Here is a 19,417-nt window from a genome sequence, read left to right on the forward strand (position 1 = left end):
CGGCGAGACTTATTGTGAAGTGATGTCGGCGTCTTCGCCGCTACCGCCGGGCTGGCCGTCGCGGCCCAGCGAGGTGATTTCAAACTCGGCCTTGCTGCCGGGCGCCTTGTACTGGTAAGGATGGCCCCATGGATCGGGCGGCACGCCCTTCTTCAGGTAGGGGCCGTTCCACTTGGCGCCCGCCGTGGCCGGCGCGACCAGCAAGGCGGCCAGGCCCTCGTCGGTGGTCGGGTAGCGGCCGACGTCCAGGCGGTAGGTGTCGAGCGATTTCTCGAAGGCCTCGATCTGCGCCTTGGCGATGGTCACTTCCGACTTGCCCAGCTGGGCGAAATACTTGGGCCCGACATAAGCGGCCAGCAAACCGATGATCACGATAACGACCAGCAATTCCAGCAGGGTAAAGCCGCCAGCCTTGTGCGCTGCGGCCTGACGGTGATTCTTTGCGACTTCCATCCGAACGACTCCCTTAATTCGCCACGCCTACCGGCAAGAAGTCAGAGGCTACCATGCGGTTTGCTTAGCAGACAATCTTTTCTTGCTTGTGTGCGCAAAGCTGCCTCAGGCGGCCCTGGCCAGCGGCAGGCGCTGCTGCTCGAACAGGTGCAGCGCCATGCCGCGCGCGATCGCGTGGGCGCGGTTGGACACGCCCAGCAGACGGTACAGCCGTTGCAGGTGGTTCTTCACCGTCAGGCCGCTGATGCCGAGGATCAGGCCGATTTCCTCGTTGCTTTTGCCCTCGCGCACCCAGTGCAGGATGTCCATCTCGCGCGCGCTGACCGGCCGCGCCAGCGCGCCGGCGCGAGCCTGGCGCTGCTGCTGGCCGACCCGTTGCAGCGCCAGGTGCAGATGCGGCAGCAGCAGTTCGAAGAAGTAGGCGTGGCGCGGGCGCGGCCGGTGCGGCAGGCCGAACAGCACGAAGAAGGTCGAACCGCCCGGCAGCCGCTCGGTGCCGTGCAGCAGCAGGTTGTCCAGGCCCAGGTCGCGCAGCTCGCCCAGGAACGGCGCCAGGGGATGGTGCCCGGCGTCCGGCATGGCGTCCAGCCAGGCCGGCAGGCGCACGCCCTGGCGGCAATGGCGCGCCAGCCGCAGCGCCAGGCCGTCGTCGCGGTTGCCCAGGCGGTCCAGCAGGCCGGCGTCAAGCACCGTGCTGTGCACGCATTCCATATGCTGCACCTCGTCCTGCGGGCCGAACTGCAGGCACAGCATGACCTGGTGCGGCAGCAGCGCCTGCAGCTGGCCCTGCGTCCACAGGAAGAACTGGCGCGCCTGCCGCACCGGCAGCGCCGCCTCGATCGCGTGCAGCAGATGCTCCTGCTCCAGCTTGCTCAGGATGACCAGTTGTTCCATGCTCAGGCCCGGGCGCTCAGGGCGGCGCGCTCGCCGGCGATGAAGCGGTAGCCGCTGCCGCGCACGGTTTCGATGCGCTGCTGGTGGCCGCTGGGCTGCAGCGCGCTGCGCAGGCGGCCGACGTGGGCGTCGACGGTGCGCTCGTCCAGGTAGACGTCGCTGCCCCACACCTGGTCGAGCAGCTGGGCGCGCGTGTGCACCCGCTCGGGATGGCTCATCAGGAAGTTCAAGAGCTTGAATTCGACCCGGCCCATGGCCAGCTCGCGGGCGCCGGCCGTCACGCGCAGCGTGTGCGGATCGAGCCGCAGGCCGTTCATCTGCACCGCGCCGGCGTCGTCCTGCCGGGCGTGCGACTGGCCGCGCCGCAGCAGCGCGTGCACGCGGGCCACCATCTCGCGCGGGCTGAAGGGCTTGGTCATGTAGTCGTCGGCGCCGCTTTCCAGCGCCATGATCTTGTCGGGCTCGCCGCAGCGGGCGGTCACCATGATGATCGGCAGGCCGCGCGTGGCGGGCTGCGCGCGCAGGCGCCGGATCAGCGACAGGCCGGACTGGCCCGGCAGGTTCCAGTCCGTCATCAGCATGTCCGGCAGGCCGTCCTCCAGCAGCATCAAGGCGCTCTCGGCGTCGCGCGCGCGGCTGACCGTGTGCCCGGCCATGCTCAGGTTAAGGGCTATCAGTTCCTGGATCGCAGGTTCGTCTTCAATAACAAGGAGATGGGCGGGTAGCATGGCAAATCCGTGTAAAGGAAATACTATGCAATAGGCAAACTGGCATTACTAATATGATTTCTATTGAAAATTCAGATATTTTTTATATATATCCAGTCCCCAGCTGTGTGGCTTGCCATTTAGAAGAAGCGATCTAAAATTTTGCGCGCATAAAAAAACGACACATTGCTGTGTCGTTTTTTTGCTGCGGGTGCGGACTCAGGCCTGCAGCTTGCGGCGGCGCGCAAAGCCGACCAGCGCCAGGCCGGCGCCCAGCATGGCCCAGGCCGATGGTTCCGGCACCGCGCTGATGCTGCCGACGGCGTGGTCGGTGATGTCCGAGGAGACCAGGCCGGCGCCGGCGGACGGCTGCCAGCTGAGCGACATCAGGCTGCCGTCCGGCATGGCGTTGCCCAGGACAGTCATGCCATCGGCGCCGTAGAAGGACACGGCGAACTTGCTCGGGATCGCAGCCGGCGACGGATCGGACGGGCCACCAAAGGTGACGTCGAAGCTGACCTTGCCGCCGAAGGACATCGCCTGGAACAGGTCGTTGTAGTCGGTGCTGTTGCCGAACACGAAACCGCCGGCGTGCTGCTGCACGTCGCCCATCAGGCTGACGCCGGACAGGTCGCCGAAGCCGCTCAGGTGGCTGATGGTGGCGCTGGCGAAGACGGCCGGGGTGTTCGCCGGATTGAACTCCAAGTCCAGGAAGCCGCTACTGCCCAGCGACGCCGTGTTCAGTTCCACATGCAGGGTCTGGGCCGAGGCCAGGCCGGCGATGGTGCTCAGCGCGAGCGCCATCGCGGCATGGCGCAGGGTGAGTGAGAAGTTTGGTTTGAACATGGTCAGATCCTTAGAAAGTGCCGCTGTAGACTTTGGTGGTGTAGCTGATGTTGGCCGTGCCGGTCTTGCTGAAGCTCAGCGCGAACGAGACGGTGGCGCCCGGCGCCAGCGTGGCGGCGTTGACGGTGATGTAAGGGGCGCCGGCGTGGCTGCCGCTGGCGTTGCTCAGCGTGACGCCGGCCGGCAGGCCGTCGAACTCGACCTGGAACGGACCGTTCAACGCGGCTGCGCCGGTGTTGGTGACCGAGAACGTCGAGCTGTACTTGCCGGTGGCGCGGTTGAACACCAGGCCGCTGCCGACCGCCTTGACGCTGGCGCTGACGTCGCTGTACGGCGCGGCCAGGTTGAGGCTGATGACGACCGGGTCGTGGTCGGAGGCGCGGTACGGTGCGGCGGTGTACTTGTCCTCCGGCTTGCCGTCGGTGTTGTAGTCGACCACGGTCGGCTCGTCGGCGTTGTTATGCCATTCGGCGGCGTCCACCACCGAGGCGCTCATGGCCGCGTTGGTCAGGGCGTGATCCAGGTAGCCCGCTTCGCTGTTGAACACGAAGGAGTACGGCATGCCGCCGCCACCGCGCACAAAGCGCTCCAGCTGGTTGACGTAGCCGTTGTCGGTGATGACCTTGATCGGATCTTCCATGCCGTAGGAGTTGAAGTCGCCGATCATCAGCACCTTGGCGTCGCCGGCGGCGGCCGCCACTTGCGGCGCGAACACGGTGACCAGGCGGGTGGCCTGGTTGACGCGGGTGGCGTTCCAGCAGCTCTGGCCGTCGCCGTGGTCGGCGTCCCCGCCGGAGCCGGTCGGGCAGCTGCCCTTCGATTTCAGGTGGTTGACGATCAGCGAGAACCTGGCGCCGTTGGCGGCGACAAAGGTCTGCGCCATCGGCGGACGGTTGTTGACGCTGTCGGCGTCGGACAGCGCGATGCCCACCATGGCCAGCGAGGCCTGCTTGTAGATCATGGCGACGCGGATGGCGTCGGTGCCGGTGGAGGCCGGCTTGGGCACGACCGCGTAGGTCTGGAAGCCGGTGCCCGGCGAGATCGCCTCGTTGAGCGCCTTGACCAGGTAGCCCACCGTGTACTCGCCGCTGTTCTGGATTTCCATCAGGCCGAAGACGTCGGCGTCGATGGACTTCAGTTCGCCGACGATCTTGGCGGTCTGGCGGTTGAACTCGTTGAGGTTGTCGGCGCCGCGGCAATTGGACTTGCTGACGCTGGCCCCCAGCGAGCAACCCTGGCCGGTGTGGCCTTCGACGTCGGTGCCGTTGGTGAAGGTGGTGAAGTAGTTCAGCACATTGGCGCTGGCGACCTTGATGTTGCCGGCCACCAGGGCTGGCGGCGCGCTGCGCGGGTTATCCTGCGAGAACACCGGGGCCACGGTCGGCTGCAGCTTGAAGCCTGCGCCGCCACCGCCCTTGGCGCCGAAGTCCACCACGCCGGTCAGGTCGGAGACGGTGTCGCCGGCGCGCAGCGAACCGTCCGCGCCCAGATAGGGAATGGTGGTCGGCGTGACGAAGATGCCGTCGTCCAGCACGATCTGGTTGCCGGCGTTGGCCAGCGCCAGCGCCTTGGCTTGGTCCGAGCCGGCGCGGTAGTGGTTGGTCGGCGCCTCCAGGCGGCCCGACGACAGCGTCACTTCGCCGCGGTCGCCCAGGAATTCCAGCTGCGACACGGTCAGCGCGTTGGTGAAGCGCACCAGCATGCCCTCGACCTGGCCCAGGTTCGGGTGCGGCAGCTGGACGTTGGTCGGCGTGATGCTGATGCCGCCGGCCAGCTTGACGATGGCGCTGATGTTCTGCAGCTCGGTGTAGGCATGGCCGCCGGCCACCGGCGCGTAGTCGGTGACGCTGCCGGTGATGCGGATCTTGTCGCCGACCTGCACGGTGCCGAGATTGGCGGCGGTGGTGTAGACAAAAATGCCGTCCGAGGTCGTCGGATCGCCGTCGCCGGTCTCGTCCTGCATGAAGAAGCCGGAGCCGACCTTGGCCGTGACCACGCCCTCGGTGGTCTGGATGGTGCCGGCGTACGGGCTGGTGTCGCCCGGCCCCTGGATTTGCGGGATCGTGTGGGTCACCGCGGCCGGCGCGGCCACGCTGACGTTGATGGTGCAGCTGGTCTGCTGCGACTGGTTGTTGTCGAAGCGGATCGTCACCGGATAGGTGTTGGCCTGCACCGAGGCCGCCACGTTCAGGCTGACGGTGGCGTTGCCGCCGGCGGCCGACGCGGCCAGGAAATTGACCAGGCTGATGCCCGGCACGACGACCGAGGTGATCACGGCATTGTTGACGATGCCGTCGCTGTCGGTGGCGCTGAGGTCGGCGCCGCCGCTGACGCCATAGGCCAGCGACAAGCTGGGCGGACAGGTGGCGACGATAGCCGGCGCGGCCGGCACGCCGCAGGCGTGCAGCGCGCTGGCGCGGTTGCGCGGGGTCGGCGCGCCGGCGCTGAAATCGGTGGCGTTGTTGTCGGCGTCGGTGCAGCCGGCGGCGGCGCGCAGCGCGGCGGTGGTATTGCTCAGCGTCGGCGCGGCCGCGCTGCCTTCAAAGTAGCCGGCCGTGCCAAAGCCGACCAGGTCGACATAGGAGCCTGCGGCCGGCGCCGCGCCCGCCAGTGCGCTGACGTTGCTGACCAGCGCCACCTTGCCGGCGGTGCCGCTCAGCGCCAGCGTGCCGGTGGTGTCGGCCGTGGGCAGGTCGTCGGTGCCGCCGGTGCCGGCCGATTCCTGGACCAGGAAATACTGGCCGGGCTGCAGCACGGTGTTGCCGGCCAGCTTGGTGAGCTGCCAGCTGCTGCCGGTGGCGCTGGCGTACTGCACGCTCCAGCCACTGATGTCGACGGCGCTGTCGCCGCGGTTGAACAGTTCGATGAAGTCGTTCTTGTACCGGGCGCCGGAATTGCCGCCACCGCCATACACCTGGCTGATGACGATGGGCGTCGCCGCCAGCGCCTGGGCCGACAGCCCGGTCATCAGGGCGGCAGCAATGATGGTGCGGCGGCCTGGCGTCGCGGCAGCCTGGGTGGCCGCTGTAGGGAAGAGTTTTTTCATGAACAGTCCTGGAATATTGGCAAATTGATTTTGAAGCTTGCAATTTACATATTAAGGTCCGGCCATGACGCCGTGATGACGTGGGTTTAGTCCGTTCAGACTAAGCCGCGCCGCCCGGCGGCCCTTTGTCAGCCGGACGCAACACGATAGTAATTTGTGTTTTACATGCTATAATTATTTCCAATATGAAATAATAATTCCCTATTTTCAATATTTGAAGCTTGCTGTTCAGACCAGGGATGAACACCATGAAAACCCTCGCCAGTCGCACCGCGCTGTTACTCGGAACCGCCCTGACGGCACTTGCGTGCAACGCGGCCGGCGCGCCGGCCGACCCGTCGCCGGCGTACGCGTCCTGCGGCATGCAGGCGCAAGCGAAGCCCCCGGAGCAAACGGCAACCGAGCAGCGCCCCGGACAGCGCCTCAGGCAGCGTCTGCATTTGTTGCCGCGCGAGTGCGGGCTGGTCGACGCCGACAAGGAAATCAACCAGTATGTGAACACCGGCGTATCCAGGGAAGACCCATGGCAAAAAGCCGATGACGTGCTCGAATTGAGCCGCCATTACAACGAAGGCGACGAACACCAGTTGTCCAACCCGGTCACGCGCCACTTCCGCCTGGACGCCGACAGCCGCGACGCGACCGGCACGCCGGACGTTCCGCTCGCGCTGATGAACAACGCCATGCCGTCGGTGCCGGAACCTGCCGGCGCGACAATGACGACCGCCGGGCTGCTGTTGCTGGGCGGCTGGTCGTGGCAGCTGCGGCGCCGCGCCACGCCTGCGGCAAAGCAGGCCTGCTAAACGCGGAAACGGAGGCCAGGCCTCCGTTTTTTCCTGAGCGCCGCGCTCCCCTCAAGTCCGGCGACGACGCGCCACGTAGCCCAGCAGGCCCAGGCCGCCCGCCAGCATCGCATACGAGAACGGTTCCGGCACAGCCGTCACCACCAGCGATCCCACATAGTTGGCGGCTTTCGCGTTGAGCACGCTTCCGCTGACCAGCAGGTGATACGTGTCCGCCATCAGTGGCTGCGCGGTGACGCGCCACGTCTGCACACCGCCCGTATCGAGCAACTTGACGCCGTCCAGCGCCAGGCCGGCCGAATTAACCAGGCTGAAATTGCTGAATGTGACGCCGCCAAAATCCGCAAGATCGAATCCTGACAGCAAGGCCGCGACCGATGACGTACCGCTCAGGTGAAAATCGTAGCGGTCGGCAAAGGTGTTGCCGGCGTTGCCGGCATCGATAGTGCGGGAAAAGCTGGCGACGCCGTGGCTCAGGTCCAGTACCTGCGTCCCCTGGCTGACATTGGCCGCCAGCGCCAACGGCGCCCATCCAGCCCCGGCCAGAGCCAGCACCGCCAGCATGGTAGTAGTTTTCTTCATACGCATCCTCCATGAAATAAGCAGCCCAGAGCCGCCTCGTTGTACAGAAACTGCACAATGATCCTATCATGATTGAATTGATACTATTGACTATTTAGCACTGGAAACTTGCGCCGCGCACACGCTCTGCGCGGACGGGCAAGGTTGCAAACAGAAGCCAATCAGGGGGCCTCATAGGAGAAACGCGGCAGCGCGAGCTGCCGCGTGGAGCGGGCCAGGGCCAAGTAGGAGCAGGCCGACAAAAACACAGGAAATCCTGAGTCGGGCTCAGGCGGCAATTGCGGGCGGTGTCAGCGGTGGCGGTAAGGCGCCGCCAGCGGCTCGCCGATGAACACCCCCTGGGCGGGCCAGGCGACGCTGCGCCAGTAGGCTTCGATGGCGCTGGCGCCGCCCAGATACTGTCGCAGCAGCACGGTGGGCTGGGGGAATTTCTGCCAGTAGTTGCATGGCTCGGTGACAGTGCCGTAGCTGGCGGTCGCGCCCGCCTCCAGCCAGCGCAAGCTGCTCATCTGCGAACTGCCCAGCAAGTCGCCGCCAAACGAAGTCAGGCTGTCGGCCAGCGCGCCAGGCAGGAATTGCAGCGTATCGAGCTTGTCCACGCGCGCCATGCCGGTCTGGTAAATCATGATGTTTTTTTCATTCTCGATGCTGTCGGCCGACAGCCGCTTGATGGTCAGCTTCCTGGACGACACCACGCCATTGGGCGGGAAAAACGCCGCCCGGCTGTTGCGCGCCGCCTCGCTGGTGGTCAGGTAAAACGCAGTGGCGGCCGGCATGGCGAAGCCGCTGGCCACGCCGCGGTTGATCAGCGCCTTGGCCCCCTCCACCGAATCGGTCGGCAGCAGCATCGACAAGCGCATGCCAAGCTGTTCATAAGGCCGGCCGACGGCGGAGTTGAAATAGGCGCTGGGCTTGGCCGCGCCGCATGGTCGCGTGCACAGGCCGGCATCGAGCCCGAGCGTGTAAGCGGCGGTAATGGAATTGCATTCGACCGCGTAGGGCGCGGTCCAGACCATCAGCACCGCTTCGATTTGCGGACCCAGCCTGGTATTGATCTGCTCGCGCAATTGGCTGAACTGCTCGGCGTCGAGCTTGCGCGGCCGGTTGGGGATGCGGACGTGGACCACGTTTTCCGCAGGCACGTTGCGGGCCTGGCGGTAAAACTCGCCGATCTCGACGCTGTTGGGTTCATCATCATTGATCACCAGCGCCAGCTGGTTGGCGGACAGGCCTTGAGCCGGCACCATCTGGGCGCGGACTGCGAAGGACACACAGGCCAGCGCCAGCGCCAGCAAAATCGAAATACGCAATTGTGGGGACCGATCCTGAGTAACGACAAAGGGGAGCACTGCACCGGATTATATACGCTCGCGCATCGCCCCCCTCCCCGGCGGCATCAGCTGCGCTGGTAGACGTCCTCGAAGCGCACGATATCGTCCTCGCCCAGATAGCTGCCCGATTGCACTTCGATCAGGTGCAGCGGCAGCTTGCCGGGATTTTCCAGCCGGTGGTTCATGCCGATCGGGATATAGGTCGATTCGTTTTCGGTCAACAAGCTGACGGTATCGCCGCAGGTCACGCGGGCGGTGCCGCTGACGACGATCCAGTGCTCGGCGCGGTGGTGGTGCATCTGCAGCGACAGCTTGCCGCCCGGATTAACGGTGATGCGCTTGACCTGGAAACGCTCGCCGATGTCGATGCCCTCATAGCATCCCCATGGACGATAGACCTTGGTGTGGTGCAAATGCTCGGTGCGCGCCTGGCTCTTCAGGTGGTCGACGATCTGCTTGACCCGCTGCACCTGGTCCTTGCGGGCCACCAGCACGGCGTCGGCGGTTTCCACCACCACCAGGTCCTGGACGCCGATCATCGCCACGATGCGGCTTTCGGCGCGCACCAGCGAATCGCTGACGTTGTCCAGGTAGACGTCGCCGCGCACGGCGTTGCCCTGCCCATCCTTGGGCTGCACTTCCCACAGCGCCGACCACGAACCGACGTCGCTCCAGCCGATATCGGCCGGCACCACGACAGCGTGGCGGGTAAGCTCCATCACCGCGTAGTCGATCGAATCGGACGGCGAGGCGTTGAACGAGGCCTCATGCAGGCGGCAAAAATCGAGGTCGCTGTAGCCGAGGCGCACGGCCGCTTCGGCAGCTTCGGCCATGGCCGGCTGGAACGTCTGCAATTCCCTCAGGTAGCTGTCGGCACGGAACAGGAACATGCCGCTGTTCCAGAAATAATTGCCGGCGGCGACAAAGCCCCGGGCTGTTTCCAGATTCGGTTTTTCAACGAAGCGATCGACCTTGAAGCAATGTTCGGCGCCGGCCGGCTGGCCGCTCTGGATGTAGCCATAGCCGGTTTCCGGCGCGGTCGGCACGATGCCGAACGTGGCCAGGGCGCCGTCGGCGACCGGCACGGCGGCGTAACCGATGGCCGCGTAAAACGCGTCGACATCGTTGATCACGTGGTCGGCCGGCAGCAGCAGCATCACCGCGTCCGGGTCGATGGCTTTGAGGAAGTTGGCAGCCGCAGCCACGGCCGGCGCGGTGTTGCGACTGGACGGTTCGAGCAGAATGCCCAGCGGCTTGATGCCGACTTCGCGCAGCTGCTCTGCCACCATGAAGCGGTGTTCGTTACCGCACAGCACCAGCGGATCCATCAATTGCGGCCGGCCAGCCAGACGCAGCGCGGTTTCCTGCAGCATAGTCTTTTCAGCAACGATGGACAGCAACTGCTTCGGCAGCACGGCGCGCGACAGCGGCCACAGGCGCGTTCCCGCGCCGCCCGACAAGATGACCGGATAAATCTTCATGCTCTGTTTCTCTTTTCAGTTTGTTCTGGCGAGACGCTGTTTTCGGTCCGCCGCTTGTTGCGCCGATCACGCGCGTTGGCCCATGAATCGGGATCGGAATCCGACACGTGCTGCATGGTGCCGGCGCGGTCGACACTATAATCCTTGAACACGATCTTCTCGTTAAATGAAACATTCGGTAACACGCGCGTATATTCAAACAGCACGCTGCGCACGATCTCGGCGCCGCGGCAGACATGGCTGCCGTGGCCGATCCAGGTCGGGCCGATGATGGTGGCGCCCGCCTCGACGCGGCTGCCCGAGCCGATATACACCGGCCCCTCGATGCGCGTGCCCTCCCAGTCGATGCTGGTGTTGAGCCCCACCCACAGGCCGTCGTTGATCTGGATGCCGGGCATGTCCAGGTGCGCCACCTCGCCCATCAGCACGCTCTGGCACACTTCCCAGTAGTCGATGACGGTGCCGATGTCGATCCAGTTGAAGGCGCGTGTCTGGGCAAAGAACGGCAAGCCCTTTTCCGCCATCAGCGGGAACAGCTCCGAGCCGATGTCGAACGGCCGGTCGGCCGGGATCAGGTCCAGCACTTCCGGTTCGAAAATGTAGATGCCGGTGCTGGCGAAGTTCGACATTGCCTCGGCCTGGCTGGGTTTTTCCTGGAAGGACTTGATGCGGCCATCCTTCTCGGCCACCACCACGCCGTAGCTGGAGACCTTATCCCAGGGCACTTCCTTGGTCACCACCGAGGCCATGGCGCCCTTGCGCTTGTGCTCGAACAGGGCGGACTTGATGTCGAGGTCGATCAGCGCGTCGCCGCACAGCACGATGGTGGTGTCGTCGAAGAAGCCGCCGAACTGCTGGATCTTCTTCATGCCACCGGCCGAGCCCAGCGGCTGCGGGGTGACTTCGCCCGTGTCGTTGGTATAGCCTTCGAACGAGTAGCCGATCTGGACGCCGTACTGGTGGCCTTCGCCGAAATAATCCTCGATCTTCTCGTGCAGGTAGCTGACGTTGACCATGATTTCATTGATGCCATACTTGGCCAGGTGCTCGATCAGATACGCCATCACCGGCTTGCCGAGAATGGGAATCATGGGCTTGGGCAAATCGTAGGTCAGGGGACGGACACGGGTGCCTTTACCAGCAGCTAAAATCATTGCTTTCATGCTTACTCCTGAAGAACTCACCGAATTATAAGTCGGTAATTGATAATTTTGACCTACGCCCTAGTCGAGCGCAAAATTCAAGCCAAATTCTTGAATGCCCATTTACGGGATTTTTCGCGCAACGGTTTCTCAAAGACACTGTACACAAGTTGGCTAACCCCAAAAATAACCAATAGAGTGAAAATCAGTGCTCCAATTGCCTCACCAGCGGTCAGAGACAAAGCCCATGTACCATCCATCGTCAACACTTCCGGCCTTTTGAAAATACGCTTTAAAACATTCGAAATAAGCCACAAAACAAAAAAATGAGACATATATATGGAATAAGACATTACACCCAACCACACCAGCAACTTATTTCTTAAAATCCTCTTAAGAAAATTATCCGAGGAAGCCACGATAGACACGATCAATATCATTGTCAAAGGGAAGATAAAAAAATCAAATTCCTTTGCCGAATTTATTTGCACAAATACAATCAAAGCAAGAAACACCAGTATTGATATACGATTAGATATCTCCACGCCTGCCCTCTTCAAATAATCCGCCGTCAAACAGCCGCAAGAAAATCCAACCAAGCAGAGAAGCAGACCTGAAAAACCAAATGTAGCCTTATAAAAAAGCATTAAAGCAGAAATAAATATAATCGAAAAATAGACAAACGATTTGAATTTTCTTAAGTACAGCGTAATCAAGCCGAAGATAATATAGGTATAAAATTCAACGCTGATAGACCACGCCGGCGTATTAAACGTCAGCGAGTTCCCAGTTGGGCCTATCGCCTGAAATAACAGCAATTGCTGAACCAGCGCCGTCACGCTGTTTTCAGAAAATGGAACACCACGTATACTTTGCGTGCCGATTTTGTTTAATGCGATGTATTTACCAATCTCAATCAAAAGAAATAGAGATAGAAAAATTATATGTACCGGGTACAACCTTCCAAATCTAAGAAACTGGAACCTAACAAAATCCCGAGCGGAATTTATTTTTCCATCATAGGCGCTAAATATGACATAACCAGACAAAACAAAAAAAAGCTGGACCATCAGATAGCCATTATTCACGATCCCGACATCAAACAAAATATTCCACTTGGGTATGTGAAATAACACCACCAACAATGCCGCAATGCCCCGAACACTTTCCAACTCGCTTATTCTTTCCTTGTTTTTCGGAAGCACATTGAAATAGTTCCCATCTTGCGGGATACTCTCAATCGCAACTTCGCTTGTCATATTTTTCATTCAGCTTGCCTTAGAGTTAAGGAGAATCTCGCATAGATTCAAGGGCGCCCGGAGAGTTTTTTCGTTGCAGCCTAGCATATTATTTTTAGCTTAAAACCGGGACGGCGACGCGGTCAACGGAGGCATTGAGCCAGCCCGATGCTCGTGCTTCAATTATGCTCACCCCATCTAGGTGAGAGTAAGGATACGAAAGCCGGATATAGCCTCATATCCGCGTGAAACATTTAACGCCGAGAAAGCCACTGCCCGCAGTCCGTCAATCGCCGGATAATATTTATTTTGATGTGCTTGCGAATTCATTCGAACCTTCCCAATGCGGGTGGAGTGTGATCGGTGTTAGGCATCAATCGTTTCTTTAGCAGACGTCGCAATGGCAAGCTTGCCGGCAGCGCGCAAACGATCCTGGCGCCGCGCGCGCGCGTGCTGCAATACCCGCTCCGCCGAGGCGGCCTTGGCGTCCCATGAGAAATGCTGGCTGACCCATGCGCGAGCATTCGCGCCGAGTTGGCCGGCGCGCACGGGATCGCCCAGCAAGGCCAGCACCCCGCTGGCAAACTCCGCAGCCGTGTCGGCGATCAAGGCGTGCTCGCCGTCGACCACGCCGATTTCCTCGGCGCCGATACTGCTCGTCACCATCGGGCTGGCACAGGCCATCGCGTGCAGCGTCTTGATCTTGACGCCGCCGCCGCTCAGCAAAGGCACCACCATCACCGCATTGGCCCGCATGAAGGCGTTGGCGTCCGGCACAAAGCCGAGGAACTCCACATGCTTGCCCGCCAGGTCGAGCAATTGCTGCGGCGGATTGCCGCCGGCGACCAGCAGGCGCGCGCCCGGGCGCTGCGCCACGATCGCTGGCAGCACCTGCTCGATGAAGTATCGCACCCCTTCGACGTTCGGGTAGTGCGAGAACGAACCGATAAACCCGATGGTGTCCGGCACGACACTGGCCGGCGCCGCGTCCTCCAGCGAGATCGCGGCCTTGATCACGTCCGCGCCCAGTCCCGGCGAGAAGATTTCAAGGCCAATGCGGTCCTGGTCCGTGACCGCGGCCACGGCGTCGAACGCCGGATAGTAGCGGGCCTCGTACAGCAGCCAGGAAATCCAATTGAAGAACATGCCCAGTTTTTTGGGCAGCGAGGTTTGCGAGCGGAACTTGCGGAAGCCGGAAATGGAAAACGCATCCTGCACATCCATCGCCGTGGCCGTGTCGCCGCAAAACGCCACGTACTGCGCCATCTGCGGGAACTGGGCAAACACCACGTCGGGTTTCTCGCTGGCGATCAGCGCCTGCAGCTGCCGTTGCATTTCCAGCGACACAAACAGCTCGGCGTCGATGGGCGCCAGGCGCAGCAGGAATTTCAACTTGGCGCGCAAGACCGCGCCCTTGCTGATGTCGAGCTTGACCGTATGCACCGCCCGGCACAGCCCCTCCAGCTCGGCGCGGGCCACCCGCAACTCCTCGTCGCTTTCCTTGGTGACAAAGCTCAGGAAGTGGATGTCGTGATGGGGGGCCAGCATGCGCAGCTGCTCGATGCAGGCAACGCCGCCGCCATGCCCCACCTTGGAGTGGTAGAGAAACGGGGAAAGGACGAGTATTTTCACGGGATTCTTTTGGTTGAAGGCTGTGGCCGCTCAGGCAGCGGGCTGCCGCGGTCCATGGATTAGTTCAGACACCACCGCGCGGGTCGCCACCAGCACGGCGCGGAACTGGCGGCGCTTGGTCATGACCAGCATTTCAAAGGCGATCTGGCGCAGTCCCGAACCCAGCCGCGGGCGGTAGAAACGGCGGATGAAACGCACCCGGTTGCGGTACAGGTAATGGATGGCCAGCGACGACTGGGCGCCGGTGCTGCTGGAGCCGATCGAGCCGCCCTCCTTGTGGTACACCACGCTGTCGCCGGCGTAAGCCAGCGTGTAGCGGCCCTTGGCGCGGCAGGCCCAGTCGATCTCCTCCGAGTACAGGAAATAATCCTCGGCCATCAAGCCTATGTCGCGCAGGAAGTCCGCCGACACCAGCATCGACGCCCCCACCACATAGGCCATCTGACGCTCGATGTCGTCCACATCGGCCGCCGCCGTGACCGGCTGGAACATGCCCAGCGGCGTGACATAGCCGCGCACCTCGTTGTAGGAGGAGCCGCCCCAGGCCTGGACCATCCCGGGGCGGTGATAGAACACCAGCTTGGAGCCGCAGATGCCGGCGCCGGGACGGCGCCGCATGTGGCGCACCAGCTGGCTCAGCGCATCGGGCTGCACCACGGTGTCGTTGTTCAGCAGCCAGGCGTAGCCGTGATCGGCGCGCGCCTGCGCGTAGCGCAAGCCGACGTTGTTGCCGCCGGCAAAACCGAGGTTGGCGCCGGTCTGGATCAGCACCAGCGGCGCGTGGCCATCGGCACGGTCGCCGCCCGCTTCCGCCTGCTGGCGGTCGTACTCGACCCATGCCACGGGCTTGGCCAGCGGCTGTCCGGCCGACGCCAGCGGCACGGCAAACGGCGCGGCAGGCTGCCGGCCCTCGGCCCAGGCCTTGATGTGGTCCAGCGAACCGTCGTGCGAATCGTTGTCGCACACGACGACGCGGAAATTCGGGTAATCCATGCGGAACACGCTTTCCAGGCACTCGATGGTGTCCTTCCAGCCGTTCCAGTTCAGCAAAACCACATAGACCAGCGGCTGGTCCTGCTTGTGCTCGCTCAGCATATCAGTCCTCATGGTTGACCGGCGCCAGCAAAGCCTGTACCTCGGCCAGGCTGTCGACAAAGCGGGCGGCGGCGCGCACTTCGGCATGCTCGAAGCCGCTGGCCGGATTGCGGAACGACACCAGGGTGCCGATGCCGGCGGCGGCGCCGGCCTGCAGGTCGCTTTCCTTGTCGCCGACCAGGATGGAGCGCGGCAGGTCAACAGCGAACTCGGCGGCCGCCTGCAGGATCATGCCCGCTCCCGGTTTGCGGAACGGCGAGTCGACCTTGTACGCGCCGATGCCGTGCACCGGATGCGACGGGCAGAAATACACCTGGTCGATGGCCGCGCCGCGCTGCGCGAACTGCTCGCGCATCCACGCGGTCAGCGCATGGAAATCCGCCTCGGTGTAATAGCCGCGGCCGATGCCGGCCTGGTTGGTGACGACGAAGATCAGGTAGCCTTGCGCGCGCGCGGCCTGACACAATTCAAAGATGCCATCGATGAACTCGAAGCGCTCGCGCTGGTGGACATAGGCGTGGTCGACGTTGATGACGCCGTCACGGTCCAGGAACAGGGCCGGTCGTGCCGATGTTGCATGATTCAAGCGCACACTCCCGCCAGCTCGGTCTGCGCGCGCGCATAGTCTTCGGGGATGCCGATGTCGATGAAATGGCCTTCGCTGACGAACACCGAGATGTCGCGCTGGGCCACGGCTTGCGCCAGGAATTCGGTCTCGAACGAGAACGCCTGCCCCACCGGGAAGCCGTCCAGCAAGGCGCGCGGCACCAGGTAGCAGCCTGCGTTGATCAGGCCGGGACCGGCCTCGCCCTTTTCAGCAAAGCGGCGCACGCGGCCGTCGTCGACCTGAAGCCGGCCATAGCGGGCGGTGTCGTCGACCTGGCGGGCGACAATGACGGGCTCGCCGCGCTGCTCCCACAGCGACCACAAGGCATCGGCCTCAAGGTCGAGATAGGTATCGCCGTTCAGCACGCACACCGCTTGCGCCTGGCAGCGGCCCAGCGCGGCGCGGATGGCGCCGCCGGTGCCCAGCGGCGTGGTTTCGATTTCGTAATCGAGCTCCATGCCGGCGTAGCTGCGGCCGAAGTGCTGGACCACGGTGTCGGCCAGGAAGCCGAGCGACAGCACCACCCGCTGAAAGCCCTTGGCCGCCAGGCTGGTCAGCAGGATTTCCAGGAATGGACGGCCGGCCACCGGCGCCATGGGCTTGGGCAGGTCCGGCACCACCGCGCGCAGGCGGGTGCCGAAACCGCCCGCCAGGACGATCGCCTCCCTCATGCTGACGGCGGGGTGAAGATCGTGCTTTCCACCAGGCCGCACAGGATGTGTCCCAGCACCAGGTGGCCTTCCTGGATTTTAGGCGTCTGGCTCGACGGCACTTCCAGGATGTGGTCGCACAGCTCGCGCATCGGTCCGCCGCGGTTGCCGGTAAAGCCGATGCACACCAGGCCGCGCGCGCGCGCTTCCTCGAACGCCTTGAGGATGTTCGGCGACTTGCCGGAGGTCGAATAGCCGATGAACACGTCGCCCTTGCCGCCATGCGCCTGCACCTGGCGCGCGAACAGCTGCTCGTAGCCGTAGTCGTTGCCGATGGCGGTCAGGATCGAGGTGTCGGTGGTCAGCGCGATGGCCGACAGGCCGGGGCGGTCGAAATTGAAGCGGCTGACGAACTCGCCCGCGATGTGCTGGGCGTCGGCGGCGCTGCCGCCGTTACCGGCCAGCAGCACGCGGCCGCCGGACTGGATGCAGGCGATACAGGCTTTCGACGCCGCTTCCACATTGGCCAGCAAGGCCGCATCGTTTTGCATGGCGTGCATCACGCGTTCGGCTTCGGCAATTTGTTCGACGATACTGTTTTTCATTAGATTTTCCAAGCTTGGCAACCGTGGTGGGTAAAGTGGCAATTGCTGACAACGCCGTCGTATTTGGCCAGCGTGTTGACCACGCTGATATGTTTTTCCGGCGGCACGAAGAACATCATGAAGCCGCCGCCGCCGGCGCCGGACACCTTGCCGGCCAGCGCGCCGGCATCGACCGCCGCATTATAAATGCCTTCGATGTGCGGGTTGGACACCGATTTGGCCGAGCGCTTCTTGCTCTCCCAGCCCAGGCGCATGGAATCGACGATGCCGCCGAAGTCGCCCTTGAGCAGGCACTCCTTCATCGTCAGCGCTTCCTGCTTGAGGCCGTGCATGGCGTCGATCGCGCCGCTGTCGCTGCCGGTCATGTTGCGGCTCTGGTCGGCGATGATGGTGGCGGACTCGCGCGACACGCCGGTGTAGAACAACACCAGCGACGCTTCCAGTTCGCAGGCGATCCAGTTCTTGATGCGCAGCGGATTGATCAGCACGCGCTCCTGCGCCGAGAATTCCATGAAATTGAAGCCGCCAAAGGTGGCCGAGTACTGGTCCTGGCGGCCGCCCTGCAGGCCGCAGTCGTTGCGCTCGACGTCGAACGCCAGGCGCGCGATGCCGTACTCGTCCAACGGCAGGTTCAGCAGTTCAGTGTAGGCCTTGATCATCACCACCACCAGCGCCGACGACGACCCCAGCCCGGAGCCGACCGGCGCGTCGCAGAAGGTGGTCAGCTCGATCGGCAGCGGGCGGCCGTCGTTGTAGCGCTGAACAACCATGTTGTAGACCGCCTTGTGCAGGTTCAGCTTGCCGTCGAGCTCGTAGCGCTCGGCCAGTGGCAGGTCTTGCTGCAACTGCAAATCGGCCGCGATGAAGCGCACCGCCGGCTCCGGCAGCAGCTTGATCACGGCATAGGAATAGCGATCGATGGTGACGTTGAGCACGTAGCCGCCAAACATGTCGCAGTAGGGGGACACGTCGGTACCACCGCCAGCCAGTCCCAGACGCAGCGGAGCGCGCGCGCGAATTATCATCAAAAAAGTCCTTCAGGTATATGCTTGGACGATGCCCGCGCCCGCCATTGCAGCGCAGTATCCCTTACCGCCCCGTCCGCGCAGGGTGCCGCGGCCCGCAATGCATTTACGGCCAACGACACACCCATCGCCTGACAAGTGCTAAGCCCTTGAATCGTAAGAAATTTCCATCAGGAACTAGCATGTATGCAGTGTACAAAACAATATCAAAAAAATGAAACAAAGGCAAATGTGCGTCATTCATAGGGCGCGGCGCCGCGCAGTTTGCTGCACCGCAGTAAGCGCCTAGGGGCCGGGCAAGGTGGCGGTAATACGGTTAATCAGCGGCAGCAGCGGCACCCATGCCAGTTGGTCGTCAAATTCCCCGCCCGGCTCGCCGGCTGCCGCGGCGGCGCGCCGGATCAGGTTGACGGTGGCGGCGGCGTTGGCGCGCTCGTCGAGATTGACGTCGCTGACCGAGGCCTGGACGATACCCTGTTCGCCGATGCCGAAATTGTTCTGCCCGGTGGACCAGACCAGCGCCGGCAGGCACTGCGCGGAGCGCTCGCACAGCGCCTGGCCCGCCACATACTGCAGCACGCCGCCGACGCGGCTTTGCACGGTCTTGGTGGCAACAGCGATGGAAAAATCGATGGGTGACCGGGTGAAGTCCGGCGCAACGCTGTAGCGCAGGCGATGCCCCCAGCCATCCAGCGGCGCCAGCCCCAGCGTTACCCACGGCAGCACGCCGGTACAGCCGGCGTCATCCTTGCAGGGCAGGCCGGATTCGCGGCCGTCGGTGGCCGACACTGCGGGCCGGGGCAACCGCCCATGCAAGATGGCGAAGCCAATCAGCGCATCCTGGGCCCGCCCCAGCGCCTGCTGGGTGGCGGCGACATGGGCGGCCCGGCCATCCCAACGCCCAGCGACACTCATCAGCACGGCCGACGCCCCCATGCCCAGCACCAGGAGCAGGAGCAGCAGTACGGCGCCACGCTGCCGCGCCGACGGCAGGCGTTTGCCTTGGGTGCGGGTACACATTCTGTCGTTAATTCCTTTAAAATTGCCGGCCATTTTATCCGCTCCATGCTGTGATACCGAAATTGAAATGCCGCTGTCGCTCGGATGCGACGAAATGATGACATTTTTGTCACTGGCTGTTGCTTTAAGGAACTTTCAAGTTGCTACTTGCAATATTTTGTCATTTCGCATGCGAGCTAACGGTTTCCAGCGGTCTGGCTGCTATAAAATAGCCCCACAAACGCCTGCGGGGACAAGCGCAGCGCGGAAACGGTTCATCA

At 63.0% G+C, this 19,417-nt stretch carries 17 protein-coding genes and 1 pseudogene; 1 reads left to right on the top strand and 17 read right to left on the bottom strand.

Translation table 11 applies throughout. From position 1 onward, the window contains the following. Positions 1-9: 9 nt before the first annotated feature. The 5 genes from gspG to ACEN9O_RS00350 form a co-directional block, all read right to left on the bottom strand. Positions 10-453: a type II secretion system major pseudopilin GspG gene (gene gspG / locus ACEN9O_RS00330; protein ID WP_495615687.1), complete on the bottom strand. Its 444-nt coding sequence runs from the start codon at positions 451-453 to the stop codon at positions 10-12. Between the two features lie 105 nt (positions 454-558). Then, the gene (gene epsA / locus ACEN9O_RS00335; protein WP_495615688.1) at positions 559-1,347 is read right to left on the bottom strand and encodes an XrtB/PEP-CTERM-associated transcriptional regulator EpsA; all 789 of its coding nucleotides are present in this window, start codon (positions 1,345-1,347) and stop codon (positions 559-561) included. Between the two features lie 2 nt (positions 1,348-1,349). Then, positions 1,350-2,075 carry a phosphate regulon transcriptional regulator PhoB gene (gene phoB, locus ACEN9O_RS00340; RefSeq protein ID WP_495615689.1) on the bottom strand — a complete coding sequence of 242 codons (726 nt, stop codon included), beginning with the start codon at positions 2,073-2,075 and terminating at the stop codon, positions 1,350-1,352. Positions 2,076-2,273: 198 nt separating this feature from the next. After that, positions 2,274-2,900, bottom strand: coding sequence for an NF038129 family PEP-CTERM protein (locus ACEN9O_RS00345; protein WP_495615690.1), 627 nt, complete (start codon positions 2,898-2,900; stop codon positions 2,274-2,276). A 10-nt stretch (positions 2,901-2,910) separates the two neighbouring features. Then, positions 2,911-5,946 (bottom strand): ExeM/NucH family extracellular endonuclease, encoded by a 3,036-nt coding sequence (locus ACEN9O_RS00350; RefSeq protein ID WP_495615691.1) that lies wholly within the window; start codon positions 5,944-5,946, stop codon positions 2,911-2,913. A 248-nt stretch (positions 5,947-6,194) separates the two neighbouring features. Between ACEN9O_RS00350 and ACEN9O_RS00355 the strand changes: the two genes are divergently transcribed. After that, entirely contained in the window at positions 6,195-6,749 is a 555-nt protein-coding gene (locus tag ACEN9O_RS00355; RefSeq protein WP_495615692.1) for a hypothetical protein, read from the top strand. A 51-nt stretch (positions 6,750-6,800) separates the two neighbouring features. Here the strand turns inward: ACEN9O_RS00355 and ACEN9O_RS00360 are convergent. The 12 genes and pseudogenes from ACEN9O_RS00360 to ACEN9O_RS00415 all read right to left on the bottom strand — a co-directional run. Then, a pseudogene (locus ACEN9O_RS00360) lies at positions 6,801-7,286 on the bottom strand (FxDxF family PEP-CTERM protein); the annotation flags it as partial. 335 nt (positions 7,287-7,621) lie between these two features. Beyond that, positions 7,622-8,641 carry a TIGR03790 family protein gene (locus ACEN9O_RS00365; RefSeq protein WP_495615693.1) on the bottom strand — a complete coding sequence of 340 codons (1,020 nt, stop codon included), beginning with the start codon at positions 8,639-8,641 and terminating at the stop codon, positions 7,622-7,624. Positions 8,642-8,727: 86 nt separating this feature from the next. Beyond that, positions 8,728-10,143: a mannose-1-phosphate guanylyltransferase/mannose-6-phosphate isomerase gene (locus ACEN9O_RS00370; RefSeq protein WP_495615694.1), complete on the bottom strand. Its 1,416-nt coding sequence runs from the start codon at positions 10,141-10,143 to the stop codon at positions 8,728-8,730. Beyond that, entirely contained in the window at positions 10,140-11,306 is a 1,167-nt protein-coding gene (locus ACEN9O_RS00375) for a nucleotidyltransferase family protein (RefSeq protein ID WP_495615695.1), read from the bottom strand. The genes ACEN9O_RS00370 and ACEN9O_RS00375 overlap by 4 nt, the downstream gene beginning before the upstream one ends. Before the next feature lie 77 nt (positions 11,307-11,383). Further along, positions 11,384-12,553 (bottom strand): acyltransferase family protein, encoded by a 1,170-nt coding sequence (locus tag ACEN9O_RS00380; RefSeq protein ID WP_495615696.1) that lies wholly within the window; start codon positions 12,551-12,553, stop codon positions 11,384-11,386. A gap of 336 nt (positions 12,554-12,889) precedes the next feature. Beyond that, positions 12,890-14,155: a glycosyltransferase family 4 protein gene (locus ACEN9O_RS00385; RefSeq protein ID WP_495615697.1), complete on the bottom strand. Its 1,266-nt coding sequence runs from the start codon at positions 14,153-14,155 to the stop codon at positions 12,890-12,892. Between the two features lie 30 nt (positions 14,156-14,185). Then, positions 14,186-15,262: a glycosyltransferase family 2 protein gene (locus ACEN9O_RS00390; RefSeq protein ID WP_495615698.1), complete on the bottom strand. Its 1,077-nt coding sequence runs from the start codon at positions 15,260-15,262 to the stop codon at positions 14,186-14,188. Then, a complete protein-coding gene (locus ACEN9O_RS00395) occupies positions 15,252-15,836 on the bottom strand; it encodes a D-glycero-alpha-D-manno-heptose-1,7-bisphosphate 7-phosphatase (protein ID WP_495615699.1) in 585 nt (194 codons plus the stop codon). Before ACEN9O_RS00395 ends, ACEN9O_RS00390 begins: the two co-directional genes overlap by 11 nt. After that, positions 15,833-16,528, bottom strand: a complete 696-nt coding sequence (locus ACEN9O_RS00400) for a nucleotidyltransferase family protein (protein ID WP_495615700.1) — start codon at positions 16,526-16,528, stop codon at positions 15,833-15,835. The genes ACEN9O_RS00395 and ACEN9O_RS00400 overlap by 4 nt, the downstream gene beginning before the upstream one ends. Continuing rightward, the gene (locus ACEN9O_RS00405; RefSeq protein WP_495615701.1) at positions 16,525-17,112 is read right to left on the bottom strand and encodes a D-sedoheptulose 7-phosphate isomerase; all 588 of its coding nucleotides are present in this window, start codon (positions 17,110-17,112) and stop codon (positions 16,525-16,527) included. The genes ACEN9O_RS00400 and ACEN9O_RS00405 overlap by 4 nt, the downstream gene beginning before the upstream one ends. After that, positions 17,112-18,137, bottom strand: coding sequence for a GHMP family kinase ATP-binding protein (locus tag ACEN9O_RS00410; RefSeq protein ID WP_495615702.1), 1,026 nt, complete (start codon positions 18,135-18,137; stop codon positions 17,112-17,114). Before ACEN9O_RS00410 ends, ACEN9O_RS00405 begins: the two co-directional genes overlap by 1 nt. Positions 18,138-18,422: 285 nt before the next feature. Beyond that, on the bottom strand, positions 18,423-19,157 hold the full coding sequence (locus tag ACEN9O_RS00415; RefSeq protein WP_495615703.1) for a hypothetical protein: 735 nt from the start codon (positions 19,155-19,157) through the stop codon (positions 18,423-18,425). Between the last annotated feature and the right edge of the window lie 260 nt (positions 19,158-19,417).

The sequence above is a fragment of the Duganella sp. Dugasp78 genome (assembly GCF_059491455.1).

Bases quoted from the DNA above. Each gene is read 5' to 3' on its own strand.
- gspG (WP_495615687.1), bottom strand. From the start codon at position 453: ATGGAAGTCGCAAAGAATCACCGTCAGGCCGCAGCGCACAAGGCTGGC.
- epsA (WP_495615688.1), bottom strand. From the start codon at position 1,347: ATGGAACAACTGGTCATCCTGAGCAAGCTGGAGCAGGAGCATCTGCTG.
- phoB (WP_495615689.1), bottom strand. From the start codon at position 2,075: ATGCTACCCGCCCATCTCCTTGTTATTGAAGACGAACCTGCGATCCAG.
- ACEN9O_RS00345 (WP_495615690.1), bottom strand. From the start codon at position 2,900: ATGTTCAAACCAAACTTCTCACTCACCCTGCGCCATGCCGCGATGGCG.
- ACEN9O_RS00350 (WP_495615691.1), bottom strand. From the start codon at position 5,946: ATGAAAAAACTCTTCCCTACAGCGGCCACCCAGGCTGCCGCGACGCCA.
- ACEN9O_RS00355 (WP_495615692.1), top strand. From the start codon at position 6,195: ATGAAAACCCTCGCCAGTCGCACCGCGCTGTTACTCGGAACCGCCCTG.
- ACEN9O_RS00370 (WP_495615694.1), bottom strand. From the start codon at position 10,143: ATGAAGATTTATCCGGTCATCTTGTCGGGCGGCGCGGGAACGCGCCTG.
- ACEN9O_RS00375 (WP_495615695.1), bottom strand. From the start codon at position 11,306: ATGAAAGCAATGATTTTAGCTGCTGGTAAAGGCACCCGTGTCCGTCCC.
- ACEN9O_RS00380 (WP_495615696.1), bottom strand. From the start codon at position 12,553: ATGAAAAATATGACAAGCGAAGTTGCGATTGAGAGTATCCCGCAAGAT.
- ACEN9O_RS00390 (WP_495615698.1), bottom strand. From the start codon at position 15,262: ATGAGGACTGATATGCTGAGCGAGCACAAGCAGGACCAGCCGCTGGTC.
- ACEN9O_RS00400 (WP_495615700.1), bottom strand. From the start codon at position 16,528: ATGAGGGAGGCGATCGTCCTGGCGGGCGGTTTCGGCACCCGCCTGCGC.
- ACEN9O_RS00405 (WP_495615701.1), bottom strand. From the start codon at position 17,112: ATGAAAAACAGTATCGTCGAACAAATTGCCGAAGCCGAACGCGTGATG.
- ACEN9O_RS00410 (WP_495615702.1), bottom strand. From the start codon at position 18,137: ATGATAATTCGCGCGCGCGCTCCGCTGCGTCTGGGACTGGCTGGCGGT.
- ACEN9O_RS00415 (WP_495615703.1), bottom strand. From the start codon at position 19,157: ATGTGTACCCGCACCCAAGGCAAACGCCTGCCGTCGGCGCGGCAGCGT.